The organism is Silvibacterium dinghuense (assembly GCF_004123295.1).
Classification (GTDB): Bacteria; Acidobacteriota; Terriglobia; order Terriglobales; family Acidobacteriaceae; genus Silvibacterium; species Silvibacterium dinghuense.
Genome location: NZ_SDMK01000005.1, coordinates 31,278 through 47,160, shown reverse-complemented (window position 1 = coordinate 47,160; position 15,883 = coordinate 31,278). Strand labels below are relative to the sequence as shown.

The 15,883-nt window shown below is 58.6% G+C and carries 15 protein-coding genes; 3 read left to right on the top strand and 12 right to left on the bottom strand.

The window, feature by feature from the left end; translation table 11 throughout:
* Positions 1–130: 130 nt before the first annotated feature.
* Positions 131–2,347, top strand: a complete 2,217-nt coding sequence (locus ESZ00_RS18025; RefSeq protein ID WP_204520236.1) for a glycoside hydrolase family 3 C-terminal domain-containing protein — start codon at positions 131–133, stop codon at positions 2,345–2,347.
* Positions 2,348–2,512: 165 nt separating this feature from the next.
* On the opposite strand, the gene ESZ00_RS18020 is transcribed toward ESZ00_RS18025, so the two are convergent.
* Both ESZ00_RS18020 and gyrB read right to left on the bottom strand, forming a co-directional pair.
* Complete coding sequence (locus ESZ00_RS18020) at positions 2,513–3,157, bottom strand: hypothetical protein (protein ID WP_129209804.1); 645 nt, start codon at positions 3,155–3,157, stop codon at positions 2,513–2,515.
* A 385-nt stretch (positions 3,158–3,542) separates the two neighbouring features.
* On the bottom strand, positions 3,543–6,164 hold the full coding sequence (gene gyrB, locus ESZ00_RS18015) for a DNA topoisomerase (ATP-hydrolyzing) subunit B (RefSeq protein WP_129209803.1): 2,622 nt from the start codon (positions 6,162–6,164) through the stop codon (positions 3,543–3,545).
* Between the two features lie 271 nt (positions 6,165–6,435).
* On the opposite strand from gyrB, the gene ESZ00_RS18010 reads away from it, so the two are divergent.
* Positions 6,436–7,320 (top strand): hypothetical protein, encoded by an 885-nt coding sequence (locus ESZ00_RS18010; protein ID WP_129209802.1) that lies wholly within the window; start codon positions 6,436–6,438, stop codon positions 7,318–7,320.
* Positions 7,321–7,556: 236 nt separating this feature from the next.
* On the opposite strand, the gene rpmA is transcribed toward ESZ00_RS18010, so the two are convergent.
* Positions 7,557–7,820, bottom strand: coding sequence for a 50S ribosomal protein L27 (gene rpmA, locus ESZ00_RS18005; protein WP_129209801.1), 264 nt, complete (start codon positions 7,818–7,820; stop codon positions 7,557–7,559).
* 25 nt (positions 7,821–7,845) lie between these two features.
* On the bottom strand, positions 7,846–8,172 hold the full coding sequence (rplU, locus tag ESZ00_RS18000; RefSeq protein ID WP_129209800.1) for a 50S ribosomal protein L21: 327 nt from the start codon (positions 8,170–8,172) through the stop codon (positions 7,846–7,848).
* Positions 8,173–8,573: 401 nt separating this feature from the next.
* Here rplU and rpmB point away from each other — a divergent pair, with 401 nt between their 5' ends.
* Complete coding sequence (gene rpmB / locus ESZ00_RS17995; RefSeq protein ID WP_129209799.1) at positions 8,574–8,768, top strand: 50S ribosomal protein L28; 195 nt, start codon at positions 8,574–8,576, stop codon at positions 8,766–8,768.
* Between the two features lie 146 nt (positions 8,769–8,914).
* Here rpmB and ESZ00_RS17990 read toward each other — a convergent pair whose 3' ends face one another.
* From ESZ00_RS17990 to ESZ00_RS17955, 8 genes are all read right to left on the bottom strand, one after another.
* Positions 8,915–9,472 (bottom strand): DinB family protein, encoded by a 558-nt coding sequence (locus tag ESZ00_RS17990; RefSeq protein ID WP_129209798.1) that lies wholly within the window; start codon positions 9,470–9,472, stop codon positions 8,915–8,917.
* 583 nt (positions 9,473–10,055) lie between these two features.
* The gene (locus ESZ00_RS17985; protein WP_129209797.1) at positions 10,056–10,865 is read right to left on the bottom strand and encodes a hypothetical protein; all 810 of its coding nucleotides are present in this window, start codon (positions 10,863–10,865) and stop codon (positions 10,056–10,058) included.
* A 179-nt stretch (positions 10,866–11,044) separates the two neighbouring features.
* Positions 11,045–11,452 carry a peptide-methionine (R)-S-oxide reductase MsrB gene (msrB, locus tag ESZ00_RS17980; RefSeq protein WP_129209796.1) on the bottom strand — a complete coding sequence of 136 codons (408 nt, stop codon included), beginning with the start codon at positions 11,450–11,452 and terminating at the stop codon, positions 11,045–11,047.
* Positions 11,453–11,512: 60 nt separating this feature from the next.
* Positions 11,513–11,905: a RidA family protein gene (locus ESZ00_RS17975; RefSeq protein WP_129209795.1), complete on the bottom strand. Its 393-nt coding sequence runs from the start codon at positions 11,903–11,905 to the stop codon at positions 11,513–11,515.
* A 164-nt stretch (positions 11,906–12,069) separates the two neighbouring features.
* The gene (locus ESZ00_RS17970) at positions 12,070–12,405 is read right to left on the bottom strand and encodes a cupin domain-containing protein (protein ID WP_129209794.1); all 336 of its coding nucleotides are present in this window, start codon (positions 12,403–12,405) and stop codon (positions 12,070–12,072) included.
* A 93-nt stretch (positions 12,406–12,498) separates the two neighbouring features.
* Complete coding sequence (locus ESZ00_RS20535; RefSeq protein WP_373283914.1) at positions 12,499–12,936, bottom strand: GNAT family N-acetyltransferase; 438 nt, start codon at positions 12,934–12,936, stop codon at positions 12,499–12,501.
* Between the two features lie 569 nt (positions 12,937–13,505).
* Positions 13,506–14,540, bottom strand: a complete 1,035-nt coding sequence (locus ESZ00_RS17960; RefSeq protein WP_129209792.1) for an IS110 family RNA-guided transposase — start codon at positions 14,538–14,540, stop codon at positions 13,506–13,508.
* A gap of 200 nt (positions 14,541–14,740) precedes the next feature.
* Positions 14,741–15,820: a saccharopine dehydrogenase family protein gene (locus ESZ00_RS17955; RefSeq protein WP_129209791.1), complete on the bottom strand. Its 1,080-nt coding sequence runs from the start codon at positions 15,818–15,820 to the stop codon at positions 14,741–14,743.
* Positions 15,821–15,883 lie beyond the last annotated feature (63 nt).

Here is a 15,883-nt window from a genome sequence, read left to right as displayed (position 1 = left end):
ACCTGCCGCCTCCAATCAGCCTGTGAACGGCTCCTGCCTTGGAGGTTTATTTCTGACTGTGATGGCTCTGCTCCCCCGTGCTGCATGGATGCGCTCGTCCATATTGGCTTTTCTAGGTTCAGTTCTTATTTTGCCTGCGGCTGTTGCACAGCAGGCTCCAGGATTTCGTAATACCGCGCTTTCCCCGGAGGCACGCATTCACGATCTTCTCTCGCGCATGACGCTGGAAGAGAAGATCGACTGCCTTAGCACCGACACTGCTGTTCCGCGTCTTGGGGTGAGGAGCTTTGGAAGCTCCGAGGGTATCCACGGCGTCGTGCAGCGTGGCAATGAAGAACATCACCGGGAGGCTATCTACACCACGCAGTTTCCGCAGCCGCCGGGCATGGGAGAAACCTGGGATCCGGATCTGGTGCGCCAGGCTGCGGCGGTCGAGGGTGCAGAGGCCCGCTATATCTCCGAACAGCCGCGCTACAACCGTTCGATCTATATGCTTTGGGGGCCGCAGGCCGATCTCGCCCGCGATCCGCGCTGGGGCCGCAGCGAAGAGGTTTACGGCGAGGATCCATTCTTTAACGGCACCATGGTTGTGAACTTCGTCAAAGGCCTTCAGGGCGACGATCCCAACCATTGGCAGGCAGCCGCGCTTCTCAAGCACTTTCTTGCAAATTCCAACGAAGACCTGCGCACAAAATCGAACTCCGTCTTTGATGCTCGCCTGTTCTGGGAGTATTACTCCGTGCCCTTTCGCATGGGCTTTTTGGATGGTGGCGCGCGTGGTGTCATGGCCAGCTATAACGCATGGAACGGTACCCCGATGGCCGTCAATCCTGTCCTTAAGTCCATTGTGGAAGACAAGTGGGGCGTCGATGTTCTCTCTTCGGATGGTGGTGCGGTCAGGCTGCTCTGGACCGACCATAAACGCTTTCCCGATCAGAAGGCCGCGGTGATCGCTTGTTTGCATGCCGGCATCAACCAGTTTCTCGACACCTATAAAGACGAGACAGCCGCGGCGGTGAAGGAGGGCTCTGTGACCGAGGCTGAGATCGACGATCTGCTGCGGCGTAAATTTGTGATCTCTCTGAAGCTTGGCCTCCTCGATCCTGGCCAGGAGTCCACGCCGCCGCCCGCGGCCAATGCCGGTGTGGACAATCAACCTCCGGCAGTTGTTCCTGCATCTACGGATCAGCATCAGGATGCCATGCAAAAAGATAGTCCTGAGCCTTGGAACAGCGATAAACATCGCGCCATCTCGCAAAAGATGGCTCTCGAGTCGGTCGTGCTCCTCAAGAATGAAGGCAATATGCTTCCACTCGACAAGCACGCCATTCGATCGATCGCTGTGATCGGTCCGCTTGCCGATTCGGTGCATTGGGATTGGTATGGGGGCTATCCGCCTTATGCCGTCACACCGCTCGACGGTATCAAGGCCGCGCTCGGTCCGTACGTTCGTGTCCACTATGCCGGCAGCGAGCTGAACCAGGCTGCGATCAACGCTGCGCGTGCATCGGATGTCGCTATCGTTGTGGTTGGAAATGACCCCACCTGCGGACCGGACATGGCTCATGACTGGCATGACACGGTCGATGGCGGCGGCACGCTCCCCTGCGCCGTTCCCTCAGATGGCCGCGAAGGCCGGGACCGCGAGAGTCTCACGCTTGAGCAGGAGCAGCTCGTCAAACAGGTCTATGCCGTGAATCCGCGCACCGTGATGGTTCTTATTTCCAGCTTTCCGTATACGGTCAATTGGAGCCAGCAGTATATTCCTGCGATCCTGCACATGGCGCACGCCTCGCAGGATGAAGGCACGGCTCTCGCGAAAGTTCTTTTCGGTGATTACAATCCCGCCGGACGTCTCGTGACAACCTGGCCAGCTTCACTCGACCAGCTACCACCGATGATGGATTACAACATCCGCGACGGTCGCACCTACATGTACTTCAAGGGCCAGCCGCTCTATCCGTTTGGTTATGGCCTCAGCTATACATCGTTCCGCTATAGCAACCTTCGCCTGGATAAACCGTTTCTGCGAGGTGGTGAGGAGGTAACTGCCACCGTGGATGTTACAAATACCGGTGGACGCGACGGCGATGAGGTCGTGCAGCTTTATATATCGCACCAGGGCTCCCTGGTGGCTCGCGCCAAAGAGGAGCTCAAAGGGTTTCAGCGCGTGCATATCCCTTCCGGCCAGACTGTCTCCGTGCCGCTCACCGTGAAGGCCGACGATCTTGCTTACTGGAATGAAAAGAAGAACCAGTGGACGCTCGAGCGTGATCGTGTGGACGTGCGCATCGGAGCTTCTTCCGCGGATATCCGGCTGCATCAGGAGCTCGCGATTCGGCCTTGAGAGGAGCTTACAGAAGGCAGAGAAAGGCATGCACTCCGGAGCATGACTTTCTCATTTCTCGCGCTGAGAGAAGAACGTTCCAGTGCGAAAAGTCTCTGGCTTGCCAGACTCACGTGGGGTTGGAGGCAGGGAGAGCCTTGGGCTGCGGTCAGCACAATCCAGCAGCTAATGTGAGGCTGGTTTTCTCTGCCATGTCGTGTGTTCTTCTTCTTCTCTGGCGCTCCGCAGAACTCCTTGTGCATCCACTACGACCGTCCACACGGTATAGCCATGCTCGGACGCGCGGTCGGAGAAAATGATCCTGCGGTCGCCGTTCTCGCCATCCAGCAAGAGGCTGGGAGGCATTGCGCCTGCTGTTGCCGGGTCCGTTTCCGGCCGGCGAGGCACTCTCGGTTCCATCCCATTCAACTCGGCATAACAAACACCTGCGGCGAGCCAGGAGCCATAGGGTTTCATCGCATTTCGCAGCTCTTCTTTTGCCACGAGATGGTTGAAAAGCTCCAGCGTTTGACGGCTCGTGATGGTGGGGACAAAGGTCGCGGCTCCGCGATGCAGAATCTCGAGCACGCGCACGTGTCCGCCGTTTCGCGGGAGGATGGCGGTAAAAAGAGATTCGCGTCCGTCTTCGAATGTGCGCCGATAGTGCAGGAGGAGCACATCGCTCATCAGTGGACAAACAGATTGGTCCACCTGCCAGCCTTGCGGCAGGTGATCTGGCCCGACACTCTCCAGGGCATAGCCCCCTGCTGAAGCTGCATGCGAGAGTTCGGCGGCTCGTGCAGCCCACAATGCCCGATCTTCAGGATGCATCGCTCCTGGCTCCCGATGCTCCAGGCTGAACTCGCTCTCCGGTGGCGGCAACTCTGTCTGGCTGGTCTGCGGCGCCGCGCTCGCAGCGGGATTTCCTTCTTGTGGGGGCTGGGCGACTCCAGGAGACATGCTTCCAGCTATCGCCAGGGCTGCCAGGAAAGACGTTGCGAGCCTCATGGGATTTAACTCTACCATTCCCATGAGCGCCAAAGAGCAGCCCGAAGACTGTCCTTTGAAAGTGTGAAATGGCTATTACTTTTCTGTGATCTTATGAGCGAAGAGCCTTGTATCCGCAGGCTTGCTCAAGCGATCGATACAAAGCAAAAAGGCACCCGTCGGGTGCCTTTTTGCTTTGGGGTCGAGTCATTTCGCCCGGTACAGAAGGTTAGATATCGAGGTTCTTCACGTCGAGCGCATTTTCTTCGATGAACTTGCGGCGTGCCTCGACATCTTCACCCATCAGCGTGGTGAAGATGGTCTCGGTCTCTGCCAGATCCTCGAGTTTGACCTGCAATAGCGTGCGGCGTTCGGGATCCATGGTCGTCTCCCAGAGCTGTGCCGAGGTCATCTCACCGAGACCTTTGTAGCGCTGCACCTGGTACTCACGGCGCCCCTGATCGATAACGTATTCGAAGAGCTCCTGCGGCGTCTGCTTTTCGACCGGATCGAGCGAGATGCGGCCGGCGCGCTTGGGTGCGGGCTTGCCCGCCTCGGCTTCACCGGTGGTCTCGCCTTCGGTCTCCTCAGCCTCTGCTTCGGCGGCTTCTGCAACTTTTGCTGCCGAGCCCTTCGGCGCGTATTCGACAAAGAACGGAGGCTCGAGCGACTCCTTGATCTGCGCGTACTTGTTCATCGTCTGGCGATAGTCCGGTGTTGAGGCCAGCGTCCAGTCGATGGTGCGGGTTGCACCCTGCGCGTCGGTAAAGCTCAGCGACCAGGTCTGGTGCTCTTCGTCGCGCACCGGCTCCGAGAGGCCCTTGAACTGGTACTTGCGCTCGATCTGCTTGAGCTTGCCATGCAGCGCTACCAGCTTTTCAGGAGCGGTCTCGCCTTCGAAGTCCGTGCGGCGCACCAGCTCGAGCTTGGCCAGCAGCGTGGTGATCTCTTCGTTGCGCAGGCGCTTGTTCAGCTTCTCGAAGAAGCCGAGGTAGTCGTTCAGGTTGCCCATGAACTTGGTCAGGGCAGCGCCTTCAAGCTTCTCGCCCGCGTCGCCGTGGCGCACGATCATGCCGTCGGAGGCGCGCTTGACCATGACCTTCACGAAGTCGCGGTCGTCCTTGATGTACTGCTCGAAGCGGCCCTTCTTGATCTTGTAGAGCGGCGGCTGCGCAATGTACACGTGACCGCGCTTGATCAGCTCGTTCATGTGACGGAAGAAGAAGGTCAGCAGCAGCGTGCGGATATGCGAGCCGTCCACGTCGGCGTCTGTCATCAGGATGATCTTGCCGTAGCGCAGCTTGGCCGGGTCGAAGTCTTCCTTGCCGATGCCGGTGCCGAGCGCGGTGATCATCGCGCGGATTTCCTCGTGGCCGAGCATCTTGTCGTAACGAGCCTTCTCGACGTTGAGGATCTTGCCCTTCAGCGGCAGGATAGCCTGGAAGCGGCGGTCGCGGCCCTGCTTGGCGGTGCCGCCTGCGGACTCGCCCTCGACGAGGTAGAGCTCGCAGCGCTCCGGGTTGCGTTCGGAGCAGTCGGCCAGCTTGCCCGGCAGTCCGCCGCCATCGAGCGCGCCCTTACGGCGAGTCAGATCGCGGGCCTTGCGCGCGGCTTCGCGTGCGCGGGCTGCTTCAATGGCCTTGTTGATGATGCGCTTGGCGACCGGCGGATTCTGCTCGAGGAACATGCCCAGCTTCTCGTTCACCAGCGCTTGCACAATGCCGGCGATGTCCGAGTTGAGCTTGCCCTTGGTCTGGCCTTCGAACTGCGGCTGCGGCAGCTTCACGCTGATGACCGCAACCAGGCCTTCGCGGACGTCATCGCCCGAGAGGTTCTCCTTCACGTCCTTGAAGAGACCCAGCTGCTGGCCGGCCGAGTTGATGGTGCGGGTGAGCGCCGTCTTGAAGCCGGAGAGATGCGTGCCGCCGTCTGCCGTATTGATGTTGTTGGCGAAGCAGAAGACCGTTTCCGAGTAGCTGTCGTTGTACTGGAGGGCGATCTCCATATCGACGTTGTCACGGAAGCCTTCCATGACGATCGGCTTCTCGTGGAGAATCTGCTTGCCCTTGTTGATGTGCTTGATGAACTCGGCGATGCCGCCCGCATAGCGGAACTCGGCGCGCTTGGCCTCACCCGTCTTGGGATCGGTCACGCGCTCATCGGTCAGCGTGATCTCCAGGCCCTTGTTCAGGAAGGCGAGCTCGCGCAGGCGCTGGGCCAGCGTGTCGTAGTTGTATTCGGTGACGGTGAAGATCGTCTTGTCGGGCAGGAAGTGCACCTTGGTACCACGGCGCTTCGAGGTGCCCGCCTGGCGTAGCTCGGAGGTCGGCGCTCCCTTGGCATAGTCCTGCTCGTAGGTGTGGCCGTCGCGCCAGATCTCGACGTCGAAATCCTCGCTGAGCGCGTTGACGCAGGAGACGCCCACACCGTGCAGACCGCCGGAAACCTTGTAGGTCGAGGAGTCGAACTTACCGCCGGCGTGCAGCTTGGTCAGCACCACCTGGACCGCGGGCATCTTCTCGCCGTTGTCCAGCGTCTTCATGTCTACCGGAATGCCGCGGCCGTCGTCGATGACGGTGATGGAGTTGTCGACGTGGATGATGACTTCGATCTTCTTGGCAAAGCCGGCAAGGGCTTCGTCGACGGAGTTGTCGACGACCTCATAGACCAGATGGTGCAGGCCCATTTCGCCGGTCGAGCCGATGTACATGGCCGGACGCAGGCGGACGGCCTCAAGGCCCTCGAGAACCTTGATGTTATCGCTGGTGTAGCTGCCGTTCGGTGTACCGTTGGAAGAAGGGACTGCCCCGGTAGGGGTGTCGGTCGCAAGTTCTAGCTCTTTTTGGGACATGGAACTCCGATTTGGCTTCTTTCACTCTCTGGACCAGGGCGGTCGTAATTAGAATTAAAGTCTTGAAAGTGAAAGGTTTTTGCCGATAAGTCTACGCCTTTATTTTAGCACAGCGGGGGCCGTTGCCGGGTTCGGGCGGCGCAACAGGGGAAAGCCGTGCAGGGGAGCGGAAAGGCCTGAAAAATGAATCCCTTTTATCCCACTAAAGTCGTATAAGCAGATTGCCCGTTTCCGTCATTGAGTAGGCAACCAATGTCGAGATATTCTTGTCATGCTGTACCCGGTAAAGCCCATGTCCTCGCTCTCCAACCTTCTGCTGACGCTGACCTTTCTTGAGCCCGTGCTCTCGGGAATTGCATTGGTCGCGGCACTGCGTGCCGGGGTGAAGCGCCGGTATCCGGCTGTGCTTGGATACCTGGGCCTGCGTATGACCAGTGGACTGGGGCTGCTCTGTCTCTTGCATGTGCCGTGGTTTTCCCAGGGCGGGCAGGTATCGCTCATCCTGCGGGATTCGCTTTTCTGGCTGCTCTACGTGGCCGGGACTGTGACCATCGTCTTTGCCGTACGCGAAATCTTTAATGAACTGATGCTGCCGCTGGCGGGTCTGCGGCGGCTGGGAAGCATCGTCTTCCGCTGGGTTGCCGTTGTTTCGCTGCTGGTGACGGTCTTTGCCGTCTTTCCGCTGCATACCGGGCCGCACCGCATGGCGACGATCGGCGCACAGCTGATGAAGTGCGCCAGCATCCTCGAGCTCTGCCTGCTGCTCTTCCTGGGCCTGACCATTCATACGTTGGGCCGTTCGATCCGCAGTCGTGTTTTCGGTATTGCAATCGGTTTCAGCATTGAGGCGCTCACGCAACTGGGCGTGGCGATCTGGCTCGGTACGCACCCGGAGGGTTACATGCTGGGTGGGGCAATTCTCTCCAGCGTAACGCTGCTGAGTGTGTCACTGTGGAGCACCTACTTCCTCTTCCCCGAGAAGGGCAAGGCGGAGGGCAAGTTGCCCGAGACTTCGCCGCTGATGCGCTGGAATGAGATTGCCAAGGCGCTCGGACACAATCCGCCGCATGTCGCTATGGGGCAATCGCAGGCCTACTTCCTGCAGGATGTGGAGAAGGTGGTCGAGCGGGTCATGACGAAGAATTCGGCCGGATAGCCGCCAGCAGTCAGGCACAAAAGCGGCCAGCGGGGTTCTCCTGCTGGCCGCTTTCTTGCCTGCCTGAAAGGAAGACTGGCCGTTTTTGTGCCTGGCTGCTGGGCCCGCGCAGCGGGCGCCACTGGCCGCCGTATAACTTTATAGGTACAGCAAAACGGCCAGCAGGAGCGGGGCTCCCACTGGCCGTTTTTATGACTGACTACTGGCTGCCGACCATTGCGCCGAGGGCGCAGCTGTTACTCAGCAGCGACAGGCTCGATCGCGACGAAGCGGCCGGTGCGGCCACGGTCGATGAACTTCACGCGGCCATCGACCTTCGCGAAGAGCGTGTCATCGCTGCCGATGCCGACGTTGAGGCCGGGCTTGAGGCGGGTGCCGCGCTGGCGGACGATGATCGAGCCGCCGGTGACAATCTCCCCACCGAACTTTTTGACGCCGAGCCGCTGCGCGTTCGAGTCGCGGCCGTTTTTGGAACTTCCAAGACCTTTTTTATGTGCCATTGCTGATCCTCTTTAGTTCGCGCGCTTACTTGGCGGCGCTGTAGCTGTTCCCATCCACTTCGATCGCGTCGATGCGGACTTCGGTGTAATCCTGACGGTGGCCCTGCAGCTTCTTGTACTGCTTCTTGCGCTTGTAGTGGAAGACCAGGATCTTCTCGCCGCGGCCTTCGCCGAGCACGGTGGCCCGCACCTTGGCCGAGGCCGGCTTGCTGATGCCATTCTCGCCGGCAAACGCCAGGACTTCGGCAAACTCAACGGCGCCGTTCTCGCCGGCTTCCGTCTTTTCAATCTTCACCACATCGCCCGGGGCGACGCGATACTGCTTTCCACCAGTGCGGATGACCGCGTACATAGTTCCTCCAGCGGGCGGCTCAAGCCGCGCGCGATACCAATCTCGTAGCTCGGGCGGATAGTGCTCGCTCCGGTCTCAAACTCCACCTGTTCCGGGAGTGACGCGGCCATCGGACCGGAACGCTACAGCCTGTCCCGTCCAGTGACCTTACAGAGCGAAAGGCAGAATCGCCAAACCACTTGATTCTATCGAGGAAGAGGGGCTGGGTCAATGCTTGGCGCGGGAAATTCCTCTGGGAGAGTTGCCCGCAGGCCACGGTCTGGGCTACACTGAAGCTTCGGCGCCAGGGTGGGAATCTTCTCTATCCACCCGCTCTCCCTTAGAAGTGTACAGCCGGTATACGGCGCGGGAGACTTGTTGGACCTGGTCAGCGCGAACAATTCAGGTTCTTGGAGTCTGTCATGGCACAGGTTTGTGAAATCTGCGGCAAAGGGCCGCAATTCGGTAACAACATCTCGCACGCCCACAATGTTTCGCGTCGTCGCTGGAACGTCAACCTGCAGCCGGTCAAGGCCAAGGTCGAAGGCAGCAGCAACGCCAAGAAGCTGCGCGTCTGCACCAGCTGCATCAAGAGCGGCAAGGTCGTGAAGGCCTAAGCCTTCTCTCAACTTCAGATTGAAAGCAAAAGCCCGGGCGCAAGCCCGGGCTTTTGTGCGTTTCAGAAAGTTTGATGAAGCCAGTGGCGCTTATCAAAACGGATTGCCGATAGATATCTAATAAGCTCTTGCGCTGAGCGTGTCGCTTACTTCGGGAGCACTACACCTGCCGACCAAGGTGGCACTATGCCGTTCATGCGAGCATAGGCAATGAGTTGGCCCATGTGCTCATTATCGTGACAGATGATTCGCAGGTACATTCCATCCACGTTTACGGTTTCGCCATAAATCTTTACTTTGTGCTGCAGATCACCGGGCTTCAGCTTGGCTCGCGCTGTCTTGACCGCTTCAAGGGATCTCCGCAGGTACGCCACGACTTCTGGCTTGGACGTAATCCTTTTCTCCACATCGTTTGACGCGAGTTCGGGTGGCATTTGGGGCCCGGTTACGCTGAGCAGGTAGTAATTCGACTGAACGATATGCATGAGCACTTCGCTCACCGAGCGCACCCCAGGCTCCGGCCGCCAATCATACTTATCGGCGGGAATTGCCTCCGCAAGTGAGATGAGAAGGCGCGAAGCATACCGTAATTCTCCATCGTAGCCTTGCCAAATACCCTCGTTGGTAGCCGCATCGGCGGCGCTTTGGGCACGGATTGTGGAGGAAGCTAAAAGAAGGGCAACGCAAACCAGCCTTCTGAGCATGCCTACACTCTAGCAGAGGTATTTGATAGTGGATTATCCCTAAGCAGTCGGCATATCGCCACTGGCATCTCACGCCGTCACTACCCGGATCAAGAAGCCGCAAAAGATTCCCTGCCCCTACTCCCGCGTTTCGAGCATCAGATGGTCGATCGCCCTCCCCGAAGGAGAACGCCATGACCTATCTCGGCACCCTGCTTGCGCGTAACAAGGCTATCGCCGAGGGGTAGACGCTGCCTCAGCCCTCACTCTCGCAGACGCTCTCCGGGCTTGTCTACGACGTGAACACGCGGCTGGTGGAGGTGGTGGTGCAGCCTGCGCCGAAGGGGCAGGTCGTATCCCCATAGAACAATTGGAAAAGGTTGTCATTTCGACCGGAGCAGGACGGTTTCATCGTCCTGCGTAGCGGAGAAACCTGCAGTTTGCCTGCGCTGGCAGAACTGCAGGTCCCTCCACTTCGTTCGCCTGACGGCTCACTTCGGTCGGGATGACAATCAGTAATTTAAGTTTCTTTCCAAAACCTATGAATGCGTGGGTGGGAGCAGGATCTGCCCTCGCTGCGCATCAGGCACACCCTGAGTGTGCTTTAGAAAACCACACCTTCCGGACGCTGCATCACTGCCACAGCCGCCTGGTCGAGCGTGATCGCAGGCGGTTCCAGCTCGAAGGCCGAGCGCTTGTCGTCCTGCTTGAGCGAGATGTTCTTGAAGAGCAGCGCATTGCCTTCGAGATCGACATGGAAGGCGGTCAGTTGCCAGAGCATCGGGCCCACCTGCTTCTGCTCGAGCGAAAACGAGCTGCCCTCCTTCAGCTTGCCCAGCAGGCCGCCGCCGAAGTTGACCTCGTGCATCAGGTGGCCGCTCATGCTGCGGATACGATGCTGCTGGTTATCGATAACCAGGTCGCCAGCCATGCTGCTGAAGACGTGCGCCTCGCGCGTCGGCGGATGGAAGCGTGGGTTCGGCTCGTAGTGCAGAAAGGTATCCGTTGCCGTGGCGCTGGTCTCTGTCCATATAAAGGCGACAGGCAGTAGCAGCATCAGGTCGTCGATCTGCTTGTTGTCGTGGTCGGTCTCGGCGAGCTGCTTTCTCTGCGCATGCGCGTCATGCAGAAAGCTCCGGATGAGCTCGTCCTGCTGTGCGGCGGTGAGCTTCTGCTGATTCTTCTCAAGGACGCGCTCGACATCGCCCTTTGGCGTGGCCGCCACCCACTGCAACACCTGCTCCTTGGGTTTGTGTACCTCTTCGAGATAACCCCACTGCGAGTGGTCGTTCTCATCCGCAGCGTGCTCGGCGTTGACGGCCTGTTGGATGAGCTCCTGTGGGCTCTGCGCCTGCGCAACCGAGAGCCCGACCGCAAGTATCCCTGCCCAGAGAAAGCATGTCTTTTCTGTCATTCTTGACCGCCCTGCCGAACAAAAAATTACAGCATTTTCGCATGTATGATTCCCGGGAGGGCGAGAAGGGTTCGGAAGAAATGCGGAGCTGCTGCCGCCCGGCATGCTTCGCTGCTTCAGCCGCAAAGAAAAGCGCGGGCGCAGCCAGGAAGGCCGCGCCCGCGCTCTTGTTCTCTGCCTTACTTCGTCTTCTCGAAATTCAGCGAGACGGAGTTGATGCAGTACCGGTCGCCGGTCGGCTTGGGGCCGTCGGGGAAGACGTGGCCCAGATGCGCGCCGCAGCGGGCGCAGGTGACCTCGATGCGGTGCATGCCGTGGCTCAGGTCCTCGTGTTCGTCGAGCGCGCCGGCAATTGGCTGGTAGAAGCTCGGCCAGCCGCAGCCGGAGTCAAATTTCGTCTCCGAGGTGAACAGCGGCGCGTCGCAGGCGACGCAGTGATAAACGCCGTTTTCGCTGTGGCGATAGAACGCGCCCGTGAAAGGCGGCTCCGTGCCCTTTTGCCGCGCAATGTAGTACTGCTCGGGTGTGAGCTGGTCGCGCCACTCCTCTTCGGACTTTTGAATTTTCTCGAGCTTTGTGTCAGACATGACGGAATGCGCTCCTTTCGCTCTATTGGATGAAATCCGGTCGCGTAGGTTACACCGTGGCTAGACGGCGGCGACCAGTTCAATCTCGACCAGCACGTCCTTGGGCAGGCGGGCGACCTCGACAGTGGAGCGCGCCGGTGGGGTGACGCCTTCAGGCGCAAAATAGCGGGCATAGACCTCGTTCATGGCGGCGAAATCGTTCATGTCCTTGAGAAAAACAAGGGTCTTGATGACGCCGGCGAAGGAGGTCCCGGCCTCTTCGAGCACAGCCTTCAGGTTCTCGAGCACGCGGGTAGTCTGCTCGGCAATGCCGCCTGCGATGACCTGGCCCGAAGCCGGGTCGAGCGCGATCTGGCCCGAGGTGAAGAGGAAGTTTCCGACCTTGATGGCCTGGCAATAAGGTCCGATGGCGGTAGGCGCCCCGGAGGTGGCGATGACAGTCTTTGCGCTCATGTGGTGATTGTAGCGAGTCGGCTCCGCAAGCCAGAAGTGGGCTTGACGGGAGAACTTCTGGGAAGGGCGTTTCTCAGTAGCAATTCATCAAGAATTCCTGCTGACAAGGGACAGCGTTTGTACAAGAAGGCTCTGTACTATGGGTGCCGGGTTCTTATCGAACTCTACTGCTCCTGTGCAATCTTTGGTCCAAAGAAAAGCACCCATGTCGAGAAATCGTTTGTGAATTGTTCGAATCGGTGAACGACGCCAGCGGGGACAAACAGAAAGTCTCCTCGTTCGAACGAAACACGCTCTTCTCCTCGCAGAAAAATCCCGCTGCCAGATGCCACGATATAGACCTCATCTTGCTCGTGTGGCTGCTGCAGATCGACCTCCTTCGGTGCGTAGAGCTCGGCGGAAAAGTCTCCGCGCTGAAAGAGTATGACGAACGCGCTGTCGATCTCTTCGAGCCTTTGTGCAGCAGCTTGCAGCCCGATTTTCAATGGTGCTTCTGGCATAACCGGAACAACTCCCTCTAAGAACATTCTATTTAGCTTCAATAGTGATCTGCTTCGGCTTTTTCGACCTAAACAGTGGAATGGGATGCGGGGCTAGGTCGAGGGTACCCATTCATAAAATCGGCAGAGTTCGTTGCGTGCACGTGTCGGTGCGTAAACAAGCCTCTCGCCACCTGGGACCATGCCGCATCGAACCATGACGGCGAAGGAGTTCGCATTTTCAATCTGCGCACCTGCCTCGATCAATGGAAGGTTTAGATGTTTGGTCGCCAAAGGAAGCATCGTAGAGACAGCCTCGCGCGCGTACCCTCTACCTTGATATCTTTCGCCGAGCCAGTAGCTGAGTTCGCCTCGGCCCGGAAGATCGCCTCGTTGGATGCAAATCGAACCCATCGTCTGCTCTGTAGATCGGTCCACGATGACGTAGAGGAGCGCTTCCTGAAGCATCGCACGATCCTGGAGCATTTCAATCCGCCTGGTAACCGACTCGATAGGTATTGGGCAGTTCCATGAGGCGAGCCAACGACTGATTCCTTGGCGTCACAAGCGCGCAAAGAGCTTTGGCGTCGATAGACAGGGCACATCTCAGTCTTAGGCTTTCTGTCTCCATCTCAGGAAGGCCGGACTTGACGCTTCGATCATCCAATGAATAGACCTCTCTAGATATCTACGTCATGCATCTGCGGCGGTCAAAATCTGCAAACGATGAAAACCTTTTACAAACAAATTGGTCCTCGTAATGTATGGTCCGCCGCGTGACTGCAAGGATTAGTTCGAGCGGGAAGACACGTCTGCGGCAATGTGTTCGGCCTTTGATGGAGCCGCGCGCTCCTGGCCAGGATGAGTTCCGCTGCGCATCTGTCCTTACAAGTCGGTCAGTCGTTGAAGACCCTTATCAGGAGCAGGTTTCAGATACGCCGTTGTGACTGTTCTTTCGTCCTTACTGTTCCATTGCAGACTTTGTGGAAGCTTGATTACAGCGAAGGCGTGGTCTGCGCTCGACCGTTGCTCGCAGACGGTGCCCAAGCCCCTGGGCGCGGTCAGCATTACCCTCTGGCATCCTTGTGGATGCGGTCCTTCCCCTTCGCTGTGCTGCTAGCTCATACCGCTGCTGCCGCGCTGACGGCGGGGCGATAGTCTTCCCCAGTTGAGAGCACAGCCCATGCGATACGTGCGAGCTTGTTGGCCATAGCTACGACCAGCACGTTGCGTGGCGCACGAGCTTCGAGACCGTTCATCCATGCACCAATCGGGAAGCGGTCTCGTTTTATGCGCATCGCGGCTGCGCGTGCTCCGTGGATGAGCACCTTGCGTAGATAGATGTTGCCTCGCTTGCTGATGCCTAGCAGCTTAGTCTTGCCACCGGTCGAGTACTGCCGTGGCACGAGGCCGAGCCATGCAGCGAAGTCTCGGCCCTTGCGGAACGCCGCGCCGTTACCGATGGCGGCGACGATCGCGGTTGCAACGATAGGACCGATGCCCGGGATCTGACGGATGCGACAACAACCGGCATCGCTCTCTGCGATCTGTTCTAGGCTGTCGGTCAGCTCATCGATCTGCTGCTCAACGCTTTTCCACTCGTCCCACAGGATGCCGATCAGGTTGCGCATCATCAGTGTCAGCGCGTTGTCCGCGTTCTCGAGCACATCGGCCATCGCGGCCCTCAGCTTCGCTGGCTTCTGAGCGAAGACCATGCCGCGCTCCAGGAGAAACGCTCGTATCTGGTTGATGACTGCCGTGCGCCGTGAAATGAGCCGGTCACGAATCCGGTGCATCGCCTGCAGGTCGAGCTGGTCATCCGTCTTGATCGGAACGAAACGCATGTTCTTGCGCTCGACGGCCTCGGCAATAGCCTCTGCATCGACGAAGTCGTTCTTGTTGGACTTCACGAAGGGCTTCACGAACTGCGCAGCGATGAGCCGTACATCATGGCCTTGTTGCTTCAGTGCTCGTCCAAGAAAATGCGCGCCAGAACAGGCTTCCAGGCCGATCAGCGAAGTCTGCATGTTCGCCGTAAAGGTTAGCAACTGCTTCTGCGTAAACTTCTTCTTCACCATCACCTTGCCCGATGCTCCCAGCGCAACAAGGTGAAATGTCGTCTTGCCCAAATCGATGCCTACCGAACGAATCTGCATGTCGATGATCCTCCTCTGAAACCGCTGATACCATCCTCCGCCTCAGCAGAGGGTTACAGCGGCGGACCATCTCATTAGTCGGCTTTTCGTCAGCAATCAGTCCCGCAAAATAACGTTCGGTGAGTCTCGTAACAGGCTCGTTCCCACTTCCTGCACCTTCCCCTGGACTGCCTGCGGTGCTCAACTCAACACAGGCGCGTTTACAGGGATTTACGGGAAGTCCACTGATCCGGGCTGCGATTGCCTACACTGCTCTCGAAAGTGAGGTATTCCGGCGACAGGGCTGAGAGAAGTTCTCGTGCGTTGAATACGACCCCCGGTGGCTGGGCCCCCGCACCGCTGATGTTGCCGTTGAGTAATCGCTCCACCGCCTTGCAGACCAGCGTTGCCGAAAAGGCATAGATATCGCGCCCTTGTGCGACGATGCGGCGCACTTCGGCCTTACGCGCTATGACGACCTCAACGAGGAAGCGTTGCGGAGAACGCCCGCTGTCGTCAGCAGACCGCGGGGGCGGGGTCGAAGAGTCGTGAAGGTCATCGAGCGCCAGGCGATTGAGCCATGTGTGGAGTTCGGACACCTGCACGTGCCTGGGGAATAGCACCATCTCTGCAAAGGGAACCTCTACCATTGGCTGTTGACCGAGCGGAGGGGCGAATTGCCAGTTTCGCTGTTGGCGCGGCGAAGATATGGGAACAGGTCTGCCGGAAGAGACCACCAATCTCTCCGAGATATTCTTCTCTCCTGTGAGGCGCGTACCACGCGTAGGATGCCAGCTATCGAGACCGATCATTACGTCGATGGTATCGGCATGGTTCCAGTCGCCCATCGCTTCGGTGGCCAGCAGGTCAACGAAACCGCCGTAGAAGCTCATCGAAGGAACGACAGAGATGCCTGCTGTCCGCGCGTCTTTGTCGTATTTATCCAGAATCTCTCGTGCACTGGGCTGTTCGGCCGTGACGTCGAGGTAGTGCATCCCGGAACGCAAAGCGGCATTCGCTACAGCGTCGGCTGTCTCAAGAAATGGCCCGGCACAATTGATGACGGCTGCGGCCCCCTCAAATCCTTTGAGAAGAGACGGTAGGTCTTGGACTGACGCTTGGCGCAACAAAACAGTATGCTCTGGAAAACCAGCAGCGGCGAGCGTTGCAAGATCACGAGCGACGGCGATGGGCGTGATGCCGTGACGCAGCAACTCGTGTACCACGAAGCGCCCCGTATGGCCCGCAGCTCCGAAGACCGCTACGGTTTTCTGAACGTGATGTGGTGCGAATGGTCTCAAAGGATCTCCTCCTGGATGATACAGACCTGTATGTTTTATACGCTACGTACAAGTCTGTATCAT

Coding starts and splice junctions, on each gene's coding strand:
- ESZ00_RS18020 (WP_129209804.1), bottom strand. CDS start 3,157: ATGCATCCTGAAGATCGGGCATTGTGGGCTGCACGAGCCGCCGAACTC.
- gyrB (WP_129209803.1), bottom strand. CDS start 6,164: ATGTCCCAAAAAGAGCTAGAACTTGCGACCGACACCCCTACCGGGGCA.
- ESZ00_RS18010 (WP_129209802.1), top strand. CDS start 6,436: ATGCTGTACCCGGTAAAGCCCATGTCCTCGCTCTCCAACCTTCTGCTG.
- rpmA (WP_129209801.1), bottom strand. CDS start 7,820: ATGGCACATAAAAAAGGTCTTGGAAGTTCCAAAAACGGCCGCGACTCG.
- rplU (WP_129209800.1), bottom strand. CDS start 8,172: ATGTACGCGGTCATCCGCACTGGTGGAAAGCAGTATCGCGTCGCCCCG.
- rpmB (WP_129209799.1), top strand. CDS start 8,574: ATGGCACAGGTTTGTGAAATCTGCGGCAAAGGGCCGCAATTCGGTAAC.
- ESZ00_RS17990 (WP_129209798.1), bottom strand. CDS start 9,472: ATGCTCAGAAGGCTGGTTTGCGTTGCCCTTCTTTTAGCTTCCTCCACA.
- ESZ00_RS17985 (WP_129209797.1), bottom strand. CDS start 10,865: ATGACAGAAAAGACATGCTTTCTCTGGGCAGGGATACTTGCGGTCGGG.
- msrB (WP_129209796.1), bottom strand. CDS start 11,452: ATGTCTGACACAAAGCTCGAGAAAATTCAAAAGTCCGAAGAGGAGTGG.
- ESZ00_RS17975 (WP_129209795.1), bottom strand. CDS start 11,905: ATGAGCGCAAAGACTGTCATCGCCACCTCCGGGGCGCCTACCGCCATC.
- ESZ00_RS17970 (WP_129209794.1), bottom strand. CDS start 12,405: ATGCCAGAAGCACCATTGAAAATCGGGCTGCAAGCTGCTGCACAAAGG.
- ESZ00_RS17960 (WP_129209792.1), bottom strand. CDS start 14,540: ATGCAGATTCGTTCGGTAGGCATCGATTTGGGCAAGACGACATTTCAC.